Source organism: Pseudomonas sp. R28(2017) (assembly GCF_002112505.1).
Classification (GTDB): Bacteria; Pseudomonadota; Gammaproteobacteria; order Pseudomonadales; family Pseudomonadaceae; genus Aquipseudomonas.
Genome location: NZ_NEHW01000013.1, coordinates 42520 through 59567 on the forward strand (window position 1 = coordinate 42520; position 17048 = coordinate 59567).

Sequence of the window (17048 nt, forward strand, 5' to 3'; positions counted from 1 at the left end):
CCGCGAAGAGGCCGGTACAGGCAATAAATCCTTCTGCACAATCAGTTATCTTCTCCACCCGGACAGAATTTCGCGTAAAACTTTGTAAGGTTGGCGCTGCTTATCCCATAATGTGCCACCAGAGACATTGGCCGCAGCTTTGCAGAGGTAAGTCGATCCCCATGAACCGCACCGGCCGCGCCCTGACCCTGGGCTGCCTGTTGCTTCTTCAGCCCCTGCTGGCCTTGGCGGAGGGCGGTAACTCGTTGCTGATTCCGGCAACGGGGCGCTGCACGCTCAATGTTCAGCCAGAAGACCTGCAGAACGCGCTGAAAGCCTGCGAGGAAACAGCGGCGACCGGGGACGCCCAGGCACAGTTCGAGCTGGGCGAGTACTACTACACGCTCTCGCCGAAAAACCTCAAAAAGGCCCTGGACTGGTTCGAAAAGGCCTCGCTGCAAGGCCACGCCGAAGCCCAGTACCGCCTTGGCGCCATGTTCTTCCATGGCGAAGGGGTCAAGGCCAACAACGTGCAGGCCTATATCCTGCTGAAGATGGCCGCAGTGAACGGCGCCGAAGATGCGCTGGACATGGCCGACGAAGTGACCGAGCAGATGCCCCGCGACGAGCTGGAGCACGCCACCCAGGTGCTCGGCCAGATCTTCCGCAAATACCTGCTGGAACTGCAGAACGCCGAAGGGCGCACGCCGTTCTCGCCACTCCCCTGAGCCTTACTTCTCCGGCATCGGCATGGGGAACGGCATCACGTTGCCGCTGGCCCTGGCCTCGCTGATCTTGGCCGTTCCCAGGCGCTCCACCTCATCGATACGCACGATCGAATGCATCGGCACGAAGCTGCGGATCACCCCTTCGAACTGATTCTTGAGCTTCTCTTCGCTCGGGTCGACCACCACCTGGGTGCGCTCGCCGAAAACGAACTCCTCGATTTCCAGAAAACCCCACAGGTCGCTCTGGTAGATCTGCTTGGCATACATCTCGAAGACCTGCCCCTGGTTGAGGAAGATCACTTTATAGATGGCGGGTTCGCGTTTGCTCATGTTCGGCGGGATAACACATGCGTAAGAAAAGGCGCGCATGATACCTGTTCCGGCCCCTTCGCGGGCAAGCCCGCTGCCACAGGTACTTCGCCCCCCCTGAGGGCTGCGGATAACCTGTGGCAGCGGGCTTGCCCGCGAAGGGGCCGGAACAGGCAGTACATACCGTTGAACGTTTCAGTGCTTTCGCCACTGCCCTTCAAGGGTTATTCTTGAGTTCACATCCATCGCCGTCGAGCGGCTAAAAACGACCTTGAACGCACCCATACAACCCCATCGTTTCATCCTCGAACCTTTCGAGGCCCACCGTTTCGCCAACTTGTGCGGCCAGTTCGACGAGCACCTGCGCCTGATCGAACAACGCCTGGCCATTGAAATCCGCAACCGCGGCAATCAATTCGAGCTGATCGGCGAACCCAAGACCACGTCCGCTGCCGAGCAACTGCTGCGCCGCCTTTACCGCGAGGCCAAGGCCACAGACCTGTCGCCGGAAACCGTGCACCTGTACCTGCAGGAGTCGACGGTGGAGAACATCGACAACCCGGCAGTCAATGAAGTCAGCGTCTCGCTGCGCACGCGCAAGGGCAATATCCGCCCGCGCGGCGTCAACCAGCAGCGCTACGTCAAGGAAATCCTGGCCAACGACATCAACTTCGGCATCGGCCCGGCCGGTACCGGCAAGACCTACCTGGCCGTGGCCTGCGCCGTCGACGCCTTGGAGCGCGAGCAGGTGCGCCGCATCCTGCTGGTACGCCCGGCAGTCGAGGCGGGCGAAAAGCTCGGTTTCCTGCCTGGCGACCTGGCCCAGAAGATCGACCCGTACCTGCGTCCGCTGTACGACGCGCTGTACGAAATGCTCGGCTTCGAGCACGTGGCCAAGCTGATCGAGCGCCAGGTGATCGAGATCGCCCCGCTGGCCTACATGCGCGGCCGCACCCTGAACAACAGCTTCATCATCCTCGACGAGAGCCAGAACACCACGCTCGAGCAGATGAAGATGTTCCTCACCCGTATCGGCTTCGGCTCGACTGCGGTGATCACCGGCGACATCACCCAGGTCGACCTGCCACGTGGCACCAAGTCGGGCCTGGCCCATGTGATTGAGGTACTAAGGGACGTACCGGGGATCAGTTTCACCCACTTCCAACCCAAAGATGTGGTTCGTCACCCACTGGTGCAGCGTATCGTCGAGGCCTATGACCGCTTCGATGCCCGCCAGGCCAAGCCCGAGGCGCCCGGCAAAGATGCTTGAACTTGACCTGCAACGGGCCACGGATGCTGCCGCCCCGGATGACACCGCCTTCCGCCGCTGGTGCGAACTTGCCTTGCGCCAGCGCACGGCCGACTCGGAGATGACCATCCGTCTGGTCGACGATGCCGAAGGCCGCGAACTCAACCACACCTACCGGCACAAGGACTACGCGACCAATGTGTTGTCGTTCCCGGCCGACGTGCCCGATGACCTGCTCGATATCCCGCTGCTGGGCGACCTGGTGATCTGCGTGCCGGTGGTCGAGCGCGAGGCGGCCGAACAGGGCAAGTCGCTGGAAGCGCACTGGGCACACCTGGTCATCCATGGCTGCCTGCACCTGCTCGGCTACGACCACATCGAAGACGATGAGGCCGAGGAGATGGAAGCACTGGAACGGGAATTGCTGGCAGAACTGGGTCACCCCGACCCGTACGCCGACGATGAAAACGAACCTCTCACACACTGATACACGAAGGATCACGAGAACCGCCATGAGCGAAGATCGATCGAGCAACGGGCAGAAGTCCTGGCTGGGTAAACTGACCCAGGCTTTTGCCCATGAGCCGAAAAACCGCCAGGAGCTCCTCGAGCTGCTGCGCGAAGCCCATCAGAACAAGCTGCTCGACAGCGAAGCGCTGACCATCGTCGAAGGTGCCATCCAGGTGGCCGACCTACAGGTACGCGACATCATGGTCCCGCGTTCGCAGATGATCAGCATCAAGGCGACGCAATCGCCACGCGAGTTCCTCCCGGCGGTCATCGACGCCGCCCACTCGCGCTACCCGGTGATCGGCGAAAGCCATGACGATGTGCTCGGGATCCTGCTGGCCAAGGACCTGCTGCCGCTGATCCTCAAGGAGAACGGCGACAGCTTCAACATCAAGGACCTGCTGCGCCCGGCCACCTTCGTGCCGGAGTCCAAGCGCCTGAACGTGCTGCTGCGCGAGTTCCGCGCCAACCACAACCACATGGCCGTCGTCATCGACGAATACGGCGGCGTGGCGGGCCTGGTGACCATCGAGGACGTGCTGGAGCAGATCGTCGGCGACATCGAGGACGAGCATGACGTCGAGGAAGACAGCTACATCAAGCCGCTGCCCAGTGGCGACTTCCTGGTCAAGGCGCTGACCCCGATCGACAACTTCAACGAGTTCTTCGACAGCGAGTTCTCGGATGACGAGTTCGACACCGTCGGCGGCCTGGTGATGAGTGCCTTCGGCCACCTGCCCAAGCGCAACGAGACCACCGAGATCGGCGCCTACAAGTTCCGTATTCTCAACGCCGACAGCCGGCGGATACACTTGCTGCGCCTGACCCCGATCAGCCGCTAAGGACAAACATGCGTTGGATCACCCGCCCCGGCTGGCCCGGTAACCTGCTGGCCCTGGCGGCCGGCGCATCGACCCTCCTGGCCCTGGCACCGTTCGACATCTGGCCGCTGGCCCTGCTGTCCATCGCCCTGCTCTACCTTGGCCTGCGCGAGCTCAGCCCGCGCCAGGCCATGTGGCGTGGCTGGTGGTTCGGCTTCGGCCTCTACGGTGCTGGCACCTGGTGGATCTACGTCAGCATGAACACCTATGGCGGCGCCTCGCCATTGTTGGCGATCGTCTTGCTGCTGGCGTTCTTCGCCGCCCTTGCCTGGTTCTTCGCCCTGCCCACCTGGCTGTGGGCGCGTTGGTTCAGGCGCAATGAGGCGCCCCTCGCCGACGCCTTGTGCTTTGCCGCCCTGTGGCTGCTGCAGGAAGCCTTCCGTGGCTGGTTCCTCACCGGCTTCCCCTGGCTGTATGCCGGTTACAGCCAGCTGGATGGCCCGCTCGCCGGCCTGGCACCACTGGGCGGTGTGTGGCTGATCTCCTTCACCCTGGCGCTGAGCGCCGCGCTGCTGTGCAACCTGCACCGCTTGCGTGAGCGCCCGTCGTTCCTGGCCATCGGCGCTGTGCTGCTGGTGGCACCGTGGGTGACCGGCATGGCCCTCAAGGGCCACGCCTGGACCAAGCCAGCCGGTGACCCGCTCAAGGTTGCGGCCCTGCAGGGCAATGTCGAGCAAGACCTGAAATGGGACCCGGCGCACATCGATGCGCAGCTGGCGCTGTACCGCGACATGAGTTTCAGTTCGAAGCCGGTAGACCTGCTGGTGTGGCCGGAAACCGCCGTGCCGGTGCTCAAGGACCAGGCCCAGGGCTACATCGATGTGATGGGCCGCTTTGCTGCCGACCGGCATTCGGCGCTGATCACCGGCGTACCGGTACGTGAAGTAGTGCATCACCAGCGCCGCTACTACAACGGCGTCACCGTGACCGGCGAAGGCGACGGCACCTACCTCAAGCAGAAACTGGTGCCGTTCGGTGAGTATGTGCCCTTGCAGGACATGCTTCGCGGTGCGATCGAGTTCTTCAACCTGCCGATGTCTGACTTTGCCCGCGGCCCCGCCGACCAGCCGCTGCTGCAGGCCAAGGGCTACCAGGTTGCACCGTTCATCTGCTACGAAGTGGTCTACCCCGAGTTCGCGGCGAGCCTGGCGGCACGCAGCGACCTGCTGCTGACGATCAGCAACGACACCTGGTTCGGCACTTCGATCGGCCCGCTGCAGCACCTGCAGATGGCACAGATGCGTGCACTGGAGGCCGGCCGCTGGATGATCCGTGCCACCAACAACGGCGTGACCGCGCTGATCGACCCGTTTGGCAAGATCACCGCCGAAGTGCCGCAATTCCAGCGGGCGGTGCTGTATGGCGAAGTGGTGCCGATGCAGCAACTGACACCTTACCTGCAGTGGCGGTCGTGGCCGCTGGCGATTCTATGTGTGCTGTTGCTCGGCTGGGCGCTGCTGGCAGGGCGAATCGCCAAGACAGTCTGATTCAGCCTGCACCGGCCTCTTCGCGGGCAAGCCCGCTCCCACAGGAGTTCCACTAGCCTCAACGACAGTGGGGATCCTGTGGGAGCGGGCTTGCCCGCGAAGAGGCCAGCACAAGCGATACAAGGCTCAATAGAACAGCCGATACCCCACCAACCCCACCGCCTCATTGAGCAACTGCCCGCTCTGCCACATGGCGCGGCTCTCCGGCAGCAACCCACCGAACGGCCGTGCATGATCGCGCCCGAGGAACCCTACCGGCGCCGGCACCACCTCGAACCCGGCCCGCTCGAAGCTCCAGCGCGAACGCTGCATGTGCCATGCCTGGGTCACCACCACCACCCGCCGTACGCCCAGTGGCTGCAACACCTTGGCGCTCAACTGGGCGTTCTCCCAGGTGGTGCGGCTGGCCTCTTCCTTCCATTTCACCTCGACGGCGAAATCCTCATGCAGGCGGTCCGCCATCAACTGCGCTTCGCTCGGAGGCGTGCCGTAATGCAAGCCGCCGCTGGTCAGCACGGGCAAGCCCGAGGCTTTCGCCAGTCGCGCAGCAAAACGCATGCGCTCAAGGGCCGTTGCCGCGGGTTGGTCATCACCGCCCCAGGCCGGGTCGCCGCGCTCGCGCCCGGCGCCGAGCACGACGATGGCATCCGCCCTGCCCGCAAGGCCCGCCCAGGCGCCTGTCGGTAACGGCGGCTCGGTCTCCAGCAGGCGGGCAGACTGCTGCACCACCAGCGGCAAGCTCATCAACCACAAGCCTCCCAGCCCCATGGCAAAGCACAGCGCCGCCAGCCGTGGCCGGCGACTGCGCAACCACCACGCCGCGAGCAGCAGCAGAAACAGGACGCCAGGCGGCATCAACCATTGCTTGATGAAAAAACGGATCGGCATCGACACACCTCCATGGAAGGCGTGCAGCCTATAAAAGATCGACGCCAGTCAACAAGTCTGGACCGGCGCCGATCGTGGGAAGTGTGTTGTAGAACCGGCGCGCTGAGCCAGCGCCTGGCGTCCTGAACGGCTAGCGATGCGGCAGCGTCCTGGATCTCGCCGAGTTGGCGGGGCGTTTCTTGTCCTTGAGCCAGATAATCTTGGCCGTTGCCGGTTCCGCTTGCGGGAAAGTACCGGCGCAGGCATTGCGGCGTTCCGGGAGGGACTCCAGGTAAGCCTTGATCACTTCGAACTCTGCATGGCTCAAGCCACGCAACTCCAGCTCGGCTGGCATCTCGTCGCGTAATCTCACCGAGGTTCTGGCGACTTCCAGTGCCAGGCCAAGGCGGTCGATCAGGCGTTCGTAAAGCTCCGGTTTGATTGCGGGTAGCTGCGTCTCTCCCATCCGTTCACCTCATTGAAGATAAAGATTATCTCCCCCCACACCTGAGCTTAGCGTTGCTGCAAAAAGCAGCCGGATGCCGCGACCAGCGGGCATTCGCAATCAAGGTTTCCCACGATACGCGGCGCTGCTGTATGCTACGGCGTTCACTCTAAAACGACACCGGAGTGCCGGACGCAGCGAGGTTCCGCTGCCTGGAACAAGGTCTCTTCTCTCTCAGCAAAAAGTAGCCATGCACGAACAATACACGCCCCGTGATATCGAAGCCGCCGCCCAGAACTTCTGGGACGAGCAACAATCGTTCGCTGTTACCGAACAGCCAGGCAAGGACACGTACTACTGCCTGTCGATGTTCCCGTACCCGAGCGGCAAGCTACACATGGGCCACGTGCGCAACTACACCATCGGTGACGTGATTGCCCGCTACCAGCGCATGCTGGGCAAGAATGTCCTGCAGCCGATGGGCTGGGACGCCTTCGGCATGCCTGCGGAAAACGCGGCGATGAAGAACAACGTCGCCCCGGCCAAGTGGACGTACGAAAACATCGACTACATGAAGACCCAGCTCAAGAGCCTGGGCCTGGCCATCGACTGGGCACGTGAAGTCACTACCTGCAAGCCGGACTACTACCGCTGGGAACAGTGGCTGTTCACCCGCCTGTTCGAGAAAGGCATCATCTACCGCAAGAACGGGACCGTGAACTGGGACCCGGCCGACCAGACCGTGCTGGCCAACGAGCAGGTCATCGACGGCCGCGGCTGGCGTTCGGGCGCGCTGATCGAGAAGCGCGAAATCCCGATGTACTACTTCCGCATCACCGACTACGCCGACGAGCTGCTGGAGAGCCTCGACGAACTGCCGGGCTGGCCTGAGCAGGTCAAGACCATGCAGCGCAACTGGATCGGCAAGTCGCGCGGCATGGAAGTGCAGTTCCCGTTCGACCAGGCCAGCATCGGCCACGAAGGGACCCTGAAGGTCTTCACCACCCGTCCGGACACCCTGATGGGCGCCACCTACGTCGCCGTTGCCGCCGAGCACCCGCTGGCCACCCAGGCCGCCCAGGGCAACCCGGCGCTGCAGGCGTTCATCGACGAATGCAAGAGCGGCAGCGTCGCCGAGGCCGACATGGCCACCCAGGAGAAGAAGGGCATGCCCACTTCCCTGTTCGTCGAGCACCCGCTGACCGGCGAGAAGCTGCCAGTGTGGGTCGCCAACTACGTGCTGATGCACTACGGCGATGGCGCCGTGATGGCCGTGCCGGCCCACGACGAGCGCGACTTCGAGTTCGCCCACAAGTACAACCTGCCGGTCAAGGCCGTGGTGCGCACCAGCGCGGGCGATGACGTCGGCAGCGAGTGGCTGGCCGCCTATGGCGAGCATGGCCAGCTGATCAACTCCGCCGAGTTCGACGGCCTGGACTTCGCCGGGGCCTTCGACGCCATCGAAGCGGCCCTGATCCGCAAGGAGCTGGGCAAATCGCGCACCCAGTTCCGCCTGCGCGACTGGGGCATCAGCCGCCAGCGTTACTGGGGCTGCCCGATCCCGATCATCCACTGCCCGTCGTGCGGCGACGTGCCAGTGCCGGAAGACCAGCTGCCAGTCACCCTGCCGGAAAACGTGGTGCCGGACGGCGCCGGTTCGCCGCTGGCGCGCATGCCCGAGTTCTATGAGTGCACGTGCCCGAAATGCGGCACTGCGGCCAAACGCGAAACCGACACCATGGACACCTTCGTCGAGTCGTCCTGGTACTTCGCCCGCTACGCTTCGCCGAACTACGAAGGTGGCATGGTCGACCCGAAAGCGGCCAACCACTGGCTGCCGGTGGACCAGTACATCGGCGGTATCGAGCACGCGATCCTGCACCTGCTGTACGCGCGCTTCTTCCACAAGCTGATGCGTGACGAGGGCCTGGTCACCTCCAACGAGCCGTTCAAGAACCTGCTGACCCAGGGCATGGTGGTCGCCGAGACCTACTACCGAGTGGCCAGCAACGGCGGCAAGGACTGGTTCAACCCGGCCGACGTCGAAATCGAGCGCGATGCCAAGGCCAAGATCATTGGCGCACGCCTGAAGACCGACGGCCTGCCGGTGGAAATCGGCGGCACCGAGAAGATGTCGAAGTCGAAGAACAACGGCGTCGACCCGCAGTCGATGATCGACCAGTACGGCGCCGACACCTGCCGCCTGTTCATGATGTTCGCCTCGCCACCTGACGCGAGCCTGGAGTGGTCCGACTCTGGCGTCGAAGGTGCAAGCCGCTTCCTGCGCCGCGTCTGGCGCCTGGCCCAGGCCCATGTCGCCCAGGGCCTGCCGGGCAAGCTGGATGTCGCCGCCCTGGACGACGCGCAAAAGGTCATCCGCCGCGCCATCCACGCTGCGATCAAACAGGCCAGCACCGACGTGGGCCAGTTCCACAAGTTCAACACCGCCATCGCCCAGGTGATGACCGTTATGAACGTGCTGGAAAAGGCCCCACAGGCTACCGAACAGGACCGTGCCTTGCTGCACGAAGGCCTGGAAGCCGTGACCCTGTTGCTGGCGCCAATCACGCCGCACATCTCCCACGAATTGTGGAAGCAGCTGGGCCACGACCAGGCTGTCATCGACGCTGGCTGGCCAGCGGTCGACGAGAGCGCCCTGGTGCAGGACAGCATCACCCTGGTGGTGCAGGTCAACGGCAAGCTGCGTGGCCAAGTGGAAATGCCTGCCGCCGCCAGCCGTGAGGAAGTCGAAGCCGCTGCCCGCAGCAACGAGAACGTCCTGCGCTTCATCGATGGCCTGACCATCCGCAAGGTCATCGTGGTACCGGGCAAACTGGTCAACATCGTCGCCAACTGATGGCAACGCCCGGCCGCACTCCGTGCGGTTGGGCGGTATCGGCCCACAAGGGAGCAACAACATGATCAAACGCAATCTGCTGGTAATGGGCCTGGCTGTCCTGCTCAGCGCCTGCGGTTTCCAGCTGCGCGGCACCGGCGCCAACCAGCTGAGCGTCAAGGAGATGGACGTCAGCGCGCGCAACGCCTACGGCCCGACCCTGGTGCAACTGCGTCAGGTGCTTGAAAACAGTGGCGTCAACGTGCACACCGGCGCCCCGTATCGCCTGGTGCTGACCAACGAGCAGGAAAACTCTCGCTCGGCGAGCTACGCCGCCGGCAATGCCACAGCCGAGTACGAGCTCACCACCACGCTCAATTACAGCATTTTGGGCCTGAACAACCTCGAACTGCTGAGCGACAAGGTTGAAGTACGCAAGGTCTATGTACGTGACGGCGGCAATATCACCGGTTCCGATCAGGAAGCCCTGCGGGCGCGCGAAGAAATGCGCCGCGACCTGGTGCAGTCGATGGTCGCCCGCCTGCAGATGCTGAGCCCTTCGCAGCTCGACGAGTTGCAGCGCAAGGCCGACGCACGTGCCAAGGCCGAAGCCGAAGCGCTGGAAGCCGCGCGCCGCCAGCAGGCGGAAACGCCGCAGCAGTCGCCTCTGGAAATCCCGGGCAACTAAGCCCGAGCGGGGCACTTCGGTGCCCCACCTGTTCCCATGAAGCTCGCCCCCGCCCAACTCAACAAGCACCTGCAAGGCAGCCTGGCCCCGGTCTACGTGGTCAGTGGCGATGACCCGCTGCTGTGCCAGGAAGCCGCCGATGCCATCCGCACCGCGGCGCGCCAGCAAGGTTTCGACGAGCGCCAGGTGTTCAGCGCCGACGCCAACTTCGACTGGGGCACCCTGCTGCAAGCGGGTGCCAGCCTGTCGCTGTTCGCCCAGCGGCGCCTGCTGGAGCTGCGCTTGCCGTCTGGCAAGCCCGGTGACAAGGGCGCGGCAGCGCTCATGGAGTACTGCGCCAGGCCCGCCGAAGACACCCTGCTGCTGATCAGCCTGCCCAAGCTCGATGGCAGTGCGCAGAAGACCAAGTGGGGCAAGGCGCTGATCGAAGGCGCCCACTGCCAGTTCATCCAGATCTGGCCGGTGGATGCCCAGCAGTTACCCCAGTGGATCAACCAGCGCCTGTCCCAGGCCGGGCTATCGGCCCAACGCGATGCCATCGACCTGATCGCCGCGCGGGTCGAAGGCAACTTGCTGGCCGCGGCCCAGGAGATCGAAAAGCTCAAGCTGCTGGCAGACGGCAACCCGATCACCGTCGAGACGGTGCAGGCTGCGGTTGCCGACAGTGCGCGCTTCGATGTCTTCGGGCTGGTTGACGCCATTCTCAATGGTGAAGCCGCGCATGCCCTGCGCATGCTAGAAGGCTTGCGCGGCGAGGGTGTGGAGCCGCCGGTGATTCTATGGGCGCTGGCCCGCGAGCTGCGCCTGTTGGCCGGCCTTGCCCAGCAGTTTTCCCAGGGTGTGCCGCTGGACAAGGCCTTCAGCCAGGCCCGGCCCCCGGTGTGGGACAAGCGCCGACCACTGGTCAGCAAAGCCCTGCAACGGCTCTCGGCCCAGCGCTGGGCGCAATTGCTGCAGGATGCCCAACGCATCGATGCACAGATCAAGGGGCAGGCCGAGGGCTCGCCCTGGACAGGTTTGTCGCGCCTGTCGCTGTTGATGGCCGGGCAGCGACTGGTGCTGCCTCCAGAATAGTTGGGACTACTGTGGGAGCGGCGGTTCGGCGCTCCCACAGGGGTGTCACAGCGCCTCACTCAACGTCAATACACACAATCAATTGGCCCCCCGCTCGCCCAGGCCATAAAGTCCGCCCCGAGTTCATCCAACCCGGGAACCCCGCCATGAGCAAAAAGCCGAAAAAGCACGGCCCGAACAAGGCCAAGTCGATCATCGCCCAGCCGTTGTTCCGCTGCCGCCAGGAGCGGCCAGACAAGGGCAAAGGCAGCTACCGCCGCGAAGCCTTCCAATCGAGAGATTGGGAGGCTTCTTACTTTTTGGCCGCATGAAAGCATCGCAAGCGCAGGCATGGTATGGTCGGCACCTGACCTGCAATTCTGGATCTGTGCATGCTCTTGAGTCTTCTCCCCCGTTGGAATTCCCGCCAGCTACTTGCGGCCTCCAGCTTCATCCTGCTCGTCGCCTGCGCGGAAAAGCCCACCGCCGCCGACGCCCTGCCGCTGGCGCCCGCCCAGCCTGCGCCGGCAGTGAGCCTGCCCAGCGCCACGCCTGACGTCAGCACCGAAATCCAGCCGCTGCAGACCTTTGCCGAATGGCAGGCGAACTTCCGCCAGCAGGCACTCCAGGCCGGCATTGCGCCGAGCACCTTCGACCGTGCCTTCCTCGGCGTTACCCCAGACATGGACGTGATCAAGGCCGACCGCAGCCAGCCGGAATTCACCCGCCCGGTCTGGGAATACCTCGACGGGGCGCTTTCGCCTTTGCGTGTGCGCAACGGCAAGAAGCTTCTGGAGCAGAACGCCGAACTGCTGACCCGCATCGAGCAACGCTATGGCGTCGACCGCCAGGCGCTGGTCGCGGTGTGGGGCATGGAGAGCAACTTCGGCCAGTTTCAGGGCAGCAAGTCCGTGATCCGCTCGCTGGCGACCCTGGCCTACGAAGGGCGCCGCCCGCAGTTCGCCCAGGACCAGCTGATCGCCGCCCTGCAGATCATCCAGCATGGCGATATCCAGCCTGAGGCGATGCGGGGATCCTGGGCCGGTGCCATGGGCCAGACCCAGTTCATCCCGACCACCTACAACACCCATGCGGTGGATTTCGACGGTGATGGCCGCCGGGATATCTGGAACAGTACGCCCGACGCCTTGGCATCGACTGCCCATTACCTGCAGAGCTCTGGCTGGAAGCATGGCCAGCCTTGGGGCTTCGAGGTGCAAGTGCCTGCAGGCTTCGACTATTGGCAAGCCGACGGGTCGCTGCGCAAACCGGTTTACGAGTGGCTGCAGATGGGCGTGAAGCTACCGGCAGGCACCCAGCTGCCAGCCGGCAGCAACCAGCTGTCGGCAGCCCTGCTGTTGCCGGCCGGTGCCCGTGGGCCGGCATTCCTGGTGCTGGACAACTTCCGCGCAATCCTCAAGTACAACAACTCGTCGTCCTATGCGCTGGCGGTGAGCCTGCTGGGTGATCGCTTCTCGGGCTGGGGCTTCATCAGCGGCAGCTGGCCGAAGGAAGACCTGCCGCTGAGTCGCAGCGAGCGGATGGAGTTGCAGAACCTGCTGAATGCCAAGGGGCATGAGGCGGGGAATCCGGATGGCATCATCGGGGCCAATACCCGCAAGGCGATTCGGAATGCCCAGCAGCAGCTGGGGTGGCCGGCGGATGGCTACCCCACCCACAAGCTGCTCGACAGCCTGCGTCAGCGCTAATGCACCAGGGGCCGCTTTGCGGCCCCGGCGATCTCAAGCCTTGAACAAGTCCTGACCCAACACCAGTGTCTGCAGCTCACTGTCCAGCCTCACCAAGGACCCCAGGGGCAAGCATATATTCGGGTCACAATGCCCACTGCGCCACCCGGCCAGCACTGGCACACCCAGCGGCCCGAAGCTCTCTTCCAACAGCGGCGTTAAGGCCGCCACAGTAATCCCGGCAAAATCCCCTACCAGCACGCCGTTGATGCCTTCCAGCTTGCCTGCCAGACGCAACTGGGTCAGCAACCTGTCCACCCGGTACAACGGCTCGTTGACGTCCTCGATGAACAGCACGCAGCCCCGGGTATCGATTTCCGCCACCGTCCCCAACGTCGCCCCCAGCATCGACAGGTTGCCCCCCAGCAGGCGGCCGCTGGCAACGCCGGGCACCACGCAGGTCAAGGCAAACGCCGCCGGGTGGACGATCTGATCACCCTCCCCCAACAACCCGGACAACTGCGCCAGCAGCGACGACTCGGTCGGTTGCAGCTTGGCGCCGAGCAGGTCGGCATTGAGCATCGCGCCGTGGAAGGTCATCAGCCCGGTACGCTGGTAGATGGCCGTGTGCAGCGCGGTGATATCGCTGTAGCCAATCAGCGGCTTGGGGTTGCGACGGATGAGCTCGAAGTCCAGCCGATCGAGCAGGCGCATGCTGCCGTAGCCACCGCGCATGCACAGGATCGCGTCGATCTCCGGGTCGGCGAAGGCCGCATGCAAGTCCTGCAGGCGCTGCTCATCGCTACCGGCCAGGTAACCTTCGGCCTGGTCAACACCCGGGTAGATCCGGCAGCGGTAGCCACGCTCGGCGAACCACTGGGCAGCTTTTTGCGCGTCCAGACGAGCCGGGCCGGCCGGTGCAACGATGGCGAAGCAGGCATTGGCCGCCAGCGCTCGGGGCAAACGGGATTCCAGGGTTTCAGCGCAATTCATCGCAGCTCCTTTTCCAGACAGCAAAAACAAAAATGCCGATGCCGCCTCTCAGCGTGCATCGGCATGTTCAGCAGGGGCCCGCATCAGAGCTTGATCTTGGCCTCGTGCGCCTGCTGGTCGGCGTGGTACGAGGAACGCACCAACGGGCCGGAAGCGACGTTCTTGAAGCCCATCTTGTAGCCTTCTTCAGCGAACCAGGCGAAGGTGTCCGGGTGGACGAAACGCTGCACCGGCAAGTGGCTGCGCGACGGCTGCAGGTACTGGCCGAGGGTCAGCATGTCGATGTCGTGCTCGCGCATGCGGTGCATCACCTCGATCACTTCCTCGTCGGTCTCGCCCAGGCCGAGCATCAGGCCCGATTTGGTCGGCACGTGCGGGACCATCTGCTTGAACTTCTGCAGCAGGTCCAGCGACCAGTCGTAGTCCGAACCCGGACGTGCGGCCTTGTACAGGCGCGGTACGGTTTCCAGGTTGTGGTTGAACACGTCCGGCGGCGTTTGCGCGGTGATCTCCAGGGCAACGTCCATGCGGCCACGGTAGTCCGGCACCAGGGTTTCCAGCTGCACGCCCGGCGACAATGCACGGATTTCGCGAATGCAGTCGGCGAAGTGCTGGGCACCCCCGTCGCGCAGGTCATCGCGGTCCACCGAGGTGATCACCACGTACTTCAGGCGCAGGTCGGCGATGGCCACGGCCAGGTTCTTCGGCTCGTCCAGGTCCAGCGGCTTCGGCCGACCGTGGCCGACGTCGCAGAACGGGCAACGACGGGTGCAGATGTCGCCCATGATCATGAAGGTCGCGGTGCCACCGGAGAAGCATTCGCCCAGGTTCGGGCAGGACGCCTCTTCGCACACACTGTGCAGCTTGTGCTTGCGCAGCAGCTGCTTGATGCGGTCGACTTCCGGCGATACCGGAATGCGCACGCGGATCCAGTCAGGCTTTTTCGGCAGTTCGTCGGTGGGGATGATCTTCACCGGGATACGCGCGACCTTTTCAGCGCCACGCAGTTTTACCCCGGCTTCCACTTTCTTTGGCGCGGGGCGCGCGGTGGCATCCTGGGTAGGTATCAGGTTCGGCACGGCTTCTTGCACAGTTGTCATATTCAGTCGATTCCGCCCGTGAGGGTCGTCTGCTCAGCATAGTCGAGGTGCTTGACCAGCTGTCCGCGCAGCCTTGTCCTGACCTCGTCGAGTTCGATCGGGCCTGCCAGGTCGCGCAGCTGGGTCATGGCCAGCCCCGCATACCCACAGGGGTTGATTCGGCGGAATGGCGCTAGGTCCATGTCCACGTTCAGCGCAAGGCCGTGGAAGGAACGGCCGTTGCGGATTCGCAGGCCGAGGGAGGCGATTTTCGCTCCGTCGACATAGACACCCGGCGCATCGGGCTTGGCCACGGCGCTGACGCCATAGCTGGCGAGCAGGTCGATCAGGGTCTGCTCGATGCGGCTGACCAGCTCGCGCACGCCAAAGCCCAGGCGGCGCACGTCCAGCAGCAGGTAAGCCACCAGCTGCCCGGGGCCATGGTAGGTCACCTGGCCGCCGCGGTCGGTCTGCACCACCGGAATGTCGCCCGGTACCAGCAGGTGCTCGGCCTTGCCGGCCTGGCCCTGGGTGAAGACCGCAGGGTGCTCGACCAGCCAGATTTCGTCCTGGCTGTCCGGGCTACGCTGCTCGGTGAAGCGACGCATGGCCTCCAGCACCGGTTCATAGGGCTGCAGGCCAAGCTCGCGAATACCGAGACCACGCGACATCAGAGCACCATTTTCACGATGCCGGTGGCACGCAGGGCACTGTTGATGTCATGCAGCTGGTTTTCGCTTTCGGCGACGATATGCAGCTGCACGGTGGTGTACTTGCCTTCCTTGCTCTGGCGCTCGGCCAGCGTGGAAAGGTCGACCTTGGCATGCTTGCTGAGGATCTCGATCACCGTGTCCTTGAAGCCGACAACGGTATCGCCGATTACCTTGATGGGGTAATCGGCGCAGGGGAATTCGATCTTGTGCGACTTGACGTCAGGTTCGCTCATGGCGGAAACGGCCTCGTAAGCCGTGGCAACAACAACGCCCCCGCAGGATGCGCGGGGGCTTGCAGGTCACGTATCAGTTGAACAACCCGTAGAAGAATAGACGGATGCTATCCCACATACGGCGGAAGAAACCACCCTCCTCGACGCCATCGAGGGCGATCAGGTCGGCGCTGTGAACCACGTTCTCGTCCAGTTTGACTTCCACTTTGCCGATCACGTCACCTTTGGCGATCGGTGCGGTGAGCTGCGGGTTCATGGTCATCGAAGCCACCAGACGTTTAAGCTGGCCTTTAGGCATAGTCATGGTCAGGTCGTCGGCCAGGCCAGCCTTGACTTGGCTGGTAGCGCCCTTCCAGACCGGCGCCTGGGTCAGCTCGGTGCCCTTCTGGTAGAAGGTCTGGGTTTCGAAGAAGCGGAAACCGTAGGTCAGCAGCTTCTGGGTCTCGGCGGCGCGGGCTTGCTCGCTGTTGGTGCCGAACACCACGGCGATCAGGCGCTGACCGTCACGTACGGCCGAAGCCACCATGCAGTAGCCGGCCTCTTCGGTGTGGCCGGTCTTCAGACCGTCGACGGTCTTGTCACGCCACAGCAGCAGGTTGCGGTTCGGCTGCTTGATGTTGTTCCAGAAGAACTCTTTCTGCGAGTAGATGGCGTAGTGGGCCGGGTCGATGTTGATGATCGCGCGGGCCAGCAAGGCCATGTCGTGGGCCGAGGAGTAGTGCTCCGGGTTCGGCAGGCCGGTCGGGTTCATGAAGTGGCTGTTGGACATGCCCAGTTCAGAAGCCGTCTTGTTCATCATGTCGGCGAAGGCGTCTTCGCTGCCGGCGATGTGCTCGGACAGGGCGACCGAGGCATCGTTGCCCGACTGGATGATGATGCCGTGCAGCAGGTCGCTGACGGTGACCTGGCTGCCGACCTTGATGAACATGCGCGAACCACCGGTACGCCAGGCGTTTTCGCTGACGGTGACCGGGTCGTTCTCGCCGATCTGGCCACGACGGATGTCGACGGTGGCGATGTAGGCGGTCATCAGCTTGGTCAGGCTGGCTGGCGGCAGGCGCTCGTCACCGTTGTTCTCGACCAGCACGTTGCCGCTGGACGCGTCCATGAGTACGTAGGACTTGGCGGCCAGCTGCGGTGGTGCAGGCATCATCTGCTCGGCTGCGAAGGCAGCAGGCGTGAGCATCAGCAGTACGGGCAGGCAAAGTCGTTTGGCAAGGTTGGTGATGTTCATCCGTCTCTCGAAAATCGCTAATGGTCTGATGTTCCCTGGGCCACATCGTGTGCCCAGCGCCAGTCAGTCTAGTTTT

The 17048-nt window shown here is 63.7% G+C and carries 18 protein-coding genes; 10 read left to right on the forward strand and 8 right to left on the reverse strand.

The window, feature by feature from the left end; genetic code table 11:
* Nucleotides 1-161 precede the first annotated feature (161 nt).
* On the forward strand, nt 162-707 hold the full coding sequence (locus CAF78_RS21200) for a tetratricopeptide repeat protein (protein WP_085677150.1): 546 nt from the start codon (nt 162-164) through the stop codon (nt 705-707).
* A gap of 3 nt (nt 708-710) precedes the next feature.
* On the opposite strand, the gene CAF78_RS21205 is transcribed toward CAF78_RS21200, so the two are convergent.
* Entirely contained in the window at nt 711-1037 is a 327-nt protein-coding gene (locus CAF78_RS21205) for a DUF1820 family protein (RefSeq protein ID WP_085677149.1), read from the reverse strand.
* A 250-nt stretch (nt 1038-1287) separates the two neighbouring features.
* Here CAF78_RS21205 and CAF78_RS21210 point away from each other — a divergent pair, with 250 nt between their 5' ends.
* Genes CAF78_RS21210 through lnt form a run of 4 tightly spaced genes read left to right on the forward strand, consistent with a single transcriptional unit; the run spans nt 1288 to nt 5143 of the window.
* Nucleotides 1288-2286, forward strand: a complete 999-nt coding sequence (locus CAF78_RS21210; RefSeq protein ID WP_085677148.1) for a PhoH family protein — start codon at nt 1288-1290, stop codon at nt 2284-2286.
* A complete protein-coding gene (gene ybeY / locus CAF78_RS21215) occupies nt 2279-2752 on the forward strand; it encodes an rRNA maturation RNase YbeY (protein ID WP_085677147.1) in 474 nt (157 codons plus the stop codon). The genes CAF78_RS21210 and ybeY overlap by 8 nt, the downstream gene beginning before the upstream one ends.
* 25 nt (nt 2753-2777) lie before the next feature.
* A complete protein-coding gene (locus tag CAF78_RS21220; protein WP_085677146.1) occupies nt 2778-3617 on the forward strand; it encodes an HlyC/CorC family transporter in 840 nt (279 codons plus the stop codon).
* Nucleotides 3618-3625: 8 nt separating this feature from the next.
* On the forward strand, nt 3626-5143 hold the full coding sequence (lnt, locus tag CAF78_RS21225; protein ID WP_085677145.1) for an apolipoprotein N-acyltransferase: 1518 nt from the start codon (nt 3626-3628) through the stop codon (nt 5141-5143).
* A 126-nt stretch (nt 5144-5269) separates the two neighbouring features.
* Here the strand turns inward: lnt and CAF78_RS21230 are convergent, their stop codons facing one another.
* Together CAF78_RS21230 and CAF78_RS21235 are read right to left on the reverse strand one after the other, a co-directional pair.
* Nucleotides 5270-6031: a YdcF family protein gene (locus tag CAF78_RS21230; protein WP_085677144.1), complete on the reverse strand. Its 762-nt coding sequence runs from the start codon at nt 6029-6031 to the stop codon at nt 5270-5272.
* A gap of 130 nt (nt 6032-6161) precedes the next feature.
* The gene (locus tag CAF78_RS21235; protein ID WP_085677143.1) at nt 6162-6476 is read right to left on the reverse strand and encodes a hypothetical protein; all 315 of its coding nucleotides are present in this window, start codon (nt 6474-6476) and stop codon (nt 6162-6164) included.
* A 229-nt stretch (nt 6477-6705) separates the two neighbouring features.
* On the opposite strand from CAF78_RS21235, the gene leuS reads away from it, so the two are divergent.
* From leuS to CAF78_RS21260, 5 genes are all read left to right on the forward strand, one after another.
* A complete protein-coding gene (gene leuS, locus CAF78_RS21240) occupies nt 6706-9312 on the forward strand; it encodes a leucine--tRNA ligase (protein ID WP_085677142.1) in 2607 nt (868 codons plus the stop codon).
* Nucleotides 9313-9373: 61 nt separating this feature from the next.
* Entirely contained in the window at nt 9374-9979 is a 606-nt protein-coding gene (gene lptE, locus CAF78_RS21245) for an LPS assembly lipoprotein LptE (protein WP_085677141.1), read from the forward strand.
* A 36-nt stretch (nt 9980-10015) separates the two neighbouring features.
* Nucleotides 10016-11053: a DNA polymerase III subunit delta gene (gene holA, locus CAF78_RS21250; protein ID WP_085677140.1), complete on the forward strand. Its 1038-nt coding sequence runs from the start codon at nt 10016-10018 to the stop codon at nt 11051-11053.
* A gap of 146 nt (nt 11054-11199) precedes the next feature.
* A complete protein-coding gene (gene arfA / locus CAF78_RS21255; protein ID WP_027917766.1) occupies nt 11200-11364 on the forward strand; it encodes an alternative ribosome rescue factor ArfA in 165 nt (54 codons plus the stop codon).
* A 60-nt stretch (nt 11365-11424) separates the two neighbouring features.
* On the forward strand, nt 11425-12741 hold the full coding sequence (locus tag CAF78_RS21260; RefSeq protein WP_085677139.1) for a lytic murein transglycosylase: 1317 nt from the start codon (nt 11425-11427) through the stop codon (nt 12739-12741).
* 33 nt (nt 12742-12774) lie between these two features.
* Here the strand turns inward: CAF78_RS21260 and CAF78_RS21265 are convergent, their stop codons facing one another.
* The 5 genes from CAF78_RS21265 to CAF78_RS21285 form a co-directional block, all read right to left on the reverse strand.
* Nucleotides 12775-13713, reverse strand: coding sequence for an LD-carboxypeptidase (locus CAF78_RS21265; protein ID WP_085677138.1), 939 nt, complete (start codon nt 13711-13713; stop codon nt 12775-12777).
* Nucleotides 13714-13796: 83 nt separating this feature from the next.
* Complete coding sequence (gene lipA / locus CAF78_RS21270; protein ID WP_060509515.1) at nt 13797-14813, reverse strand: lipoyl synthase; 1017 nt, start codon at nt 14811-14813, stop codon at nt 13797-13799.
* 2 nt (nt 14814-14815) lie between these two features.
* Nucleotides 14816-15463: a lipoyl(octanoyl) transferase LipB gene (gene lipB / locus CAF78_RS21275; protein WP_085677137.1), complete on the reverse strand. Its 648-nt coding sequence runs from the start codon at nt 15461-15463 to the stop codon at nt 14816-14818.
* Nucleotides 15463-15738 (reverse strand): DUF493 domain-containing protein, encoded by a 276-nt coding sequence (locus tag CAF78_RS21280; RefSeq protein WP_009685832.1) that lies wholly within the window; start codon nt 15736-15738, stop codon nt 15463-15465. The genes lipB and CAF78_RS21280 overlap by 1 nt, the downstream gene beginning before the upstream one ends.
* A gap of 73 nt (nt 15739-15811) precedes the next feature.
* Nucleotides 15812-16972 (reverse strand): D-alanyl-D-alanine carboxypeptidase family protein, encoded by a 1161-nt coding sequence (locus tag CAF78_RS21285; protein WP_085677136.1) that lies wholly within the window; start codon nt 16970-16972, stop codon nt 15812-15814.
* Between the last annotated feature and the right edge of the window lie 76 nt (nt 16973-17048).

Excerpts from the sequence above, each read along its gene's own strand:
- CAF78_RS21200 (WP_085677150.1), top strand. The coding sequence starts at position 162 with ATGAACCGCACCGGCCGCGCCCTGACCCTGGGCTGCCTGTTGCTTCTT.
- CAF78_RS21205 (WP_085677149.1), bottom strand. The coding sequence starts at position 1,037 with ATGAGCAAACGCGAACCCGCCATCTATAAAGTGATCTTCCTCAACCAG.
- ybeY (WP_085677147.1), top strand. The coding sequence starts at position 2,279 with ATGCTTGAACTTGACCTGCAACGGGCCACGGATGCTGCCGCCCCGGAT.
- CAF78_RS21220 (WP_085677146.1), top strand. The coding sequence starts at position 2,778 with ATGAGCGAAGATCGATCGAGCAACGGGCAGAAGTCCTGGCTGGGTAAA.
- lnt (WP_085677145.1), top strand. The coding sequence starts at position 3,626 with ATGCGTTGGATCACCCGCCCCGGCTGGCCCGGTAACCTGCTGGCCCTG.
- CAF78_RS21230 (WP_085677144.1), bottom strand. The coding sequence starts at position 6,031 with ATGCCGATCCGTTTTTTCATCAAGCAATGGTTGATGCCGCCTGGCGTC.
- CAF78_RS21235 (WP_085677143.1), bottom strand. The coding sequence starts at position 6,476 with ATGGGAGAGACGCAGCTACCCGCAATCAAACCGGAGCTTTACGAACGC.
- leuS (WP_085677142.1), top strand. The coding sequence starts at position 6,706 with ATGCACGAACAATACACGCCCCGTGATATCGAAGCCGCCGCCCAGAAC.
- lptE (WP_085677141.1), top strand. The coding sequence starts at position 9,374 with ATGATCAAACGCAATCTGCTGGTAATGGGCCTGGCTGTCCTGCTCAGC.
- holA (WP_085677140.1), top strand. The coding sequence starts at position 10,016 with ATGAAGCTCGCCCCCGCCCAACTCAACAAGCACCTGCAAGGCAGCCTG.
- arfA (WP_027917766.1), top strand. The coding sequence starts at position 11,200 with ATGAGCAAAAAGCCGAAAAAGCACGGCCCGAACAAGGCCAAGTCGATC.
- CAF78_RS21260 (WP_085677139.1), top strand. The coding sequence starts at position 11,425 with ATGCTCTTGAGTCTTCTCCCCCGTTGGAATTCCCGCCAGCTACTTGCG.
- CAF78_RS21265 (WP_085677138.1), bottom strand. The coding sequence starts at position 13,713 with ATGAATTGCGCTGAAACCCTGGAATCCCGTTTGCCCCGAGCGCTGGCG.
- lipA (WP_060509515.1), bottom strand. The coding sequence starts at position 14,813 with ATGACAACTGTGCAAGAAGCCGTGCCGAACCTGATACCTACCCAGGAT.
- lipB (WP_085677137.1), bottom strand. The coding sequence starts at position 15,463 with ATGTCGCGTGGTCTCGGTATTCGCGAGCTTGGCCTGCAGCCCTATGAA.
- CAF78_RS21280 (WP_009685832.1), bottom strand. The coding sequence starts at position 15,738 with ATGAGCGAACCTGACGTCAAGTCGCACAAGATCGAATTCCCCTGCGCC.
- CAF78_RS21285 (WP_085677136.1), bottom strand. The coding sequence starts at position 16,972 with ATGAACATCACCAACCTTGCCAAACGACTTTGCCTGCCCGTACTGCTG.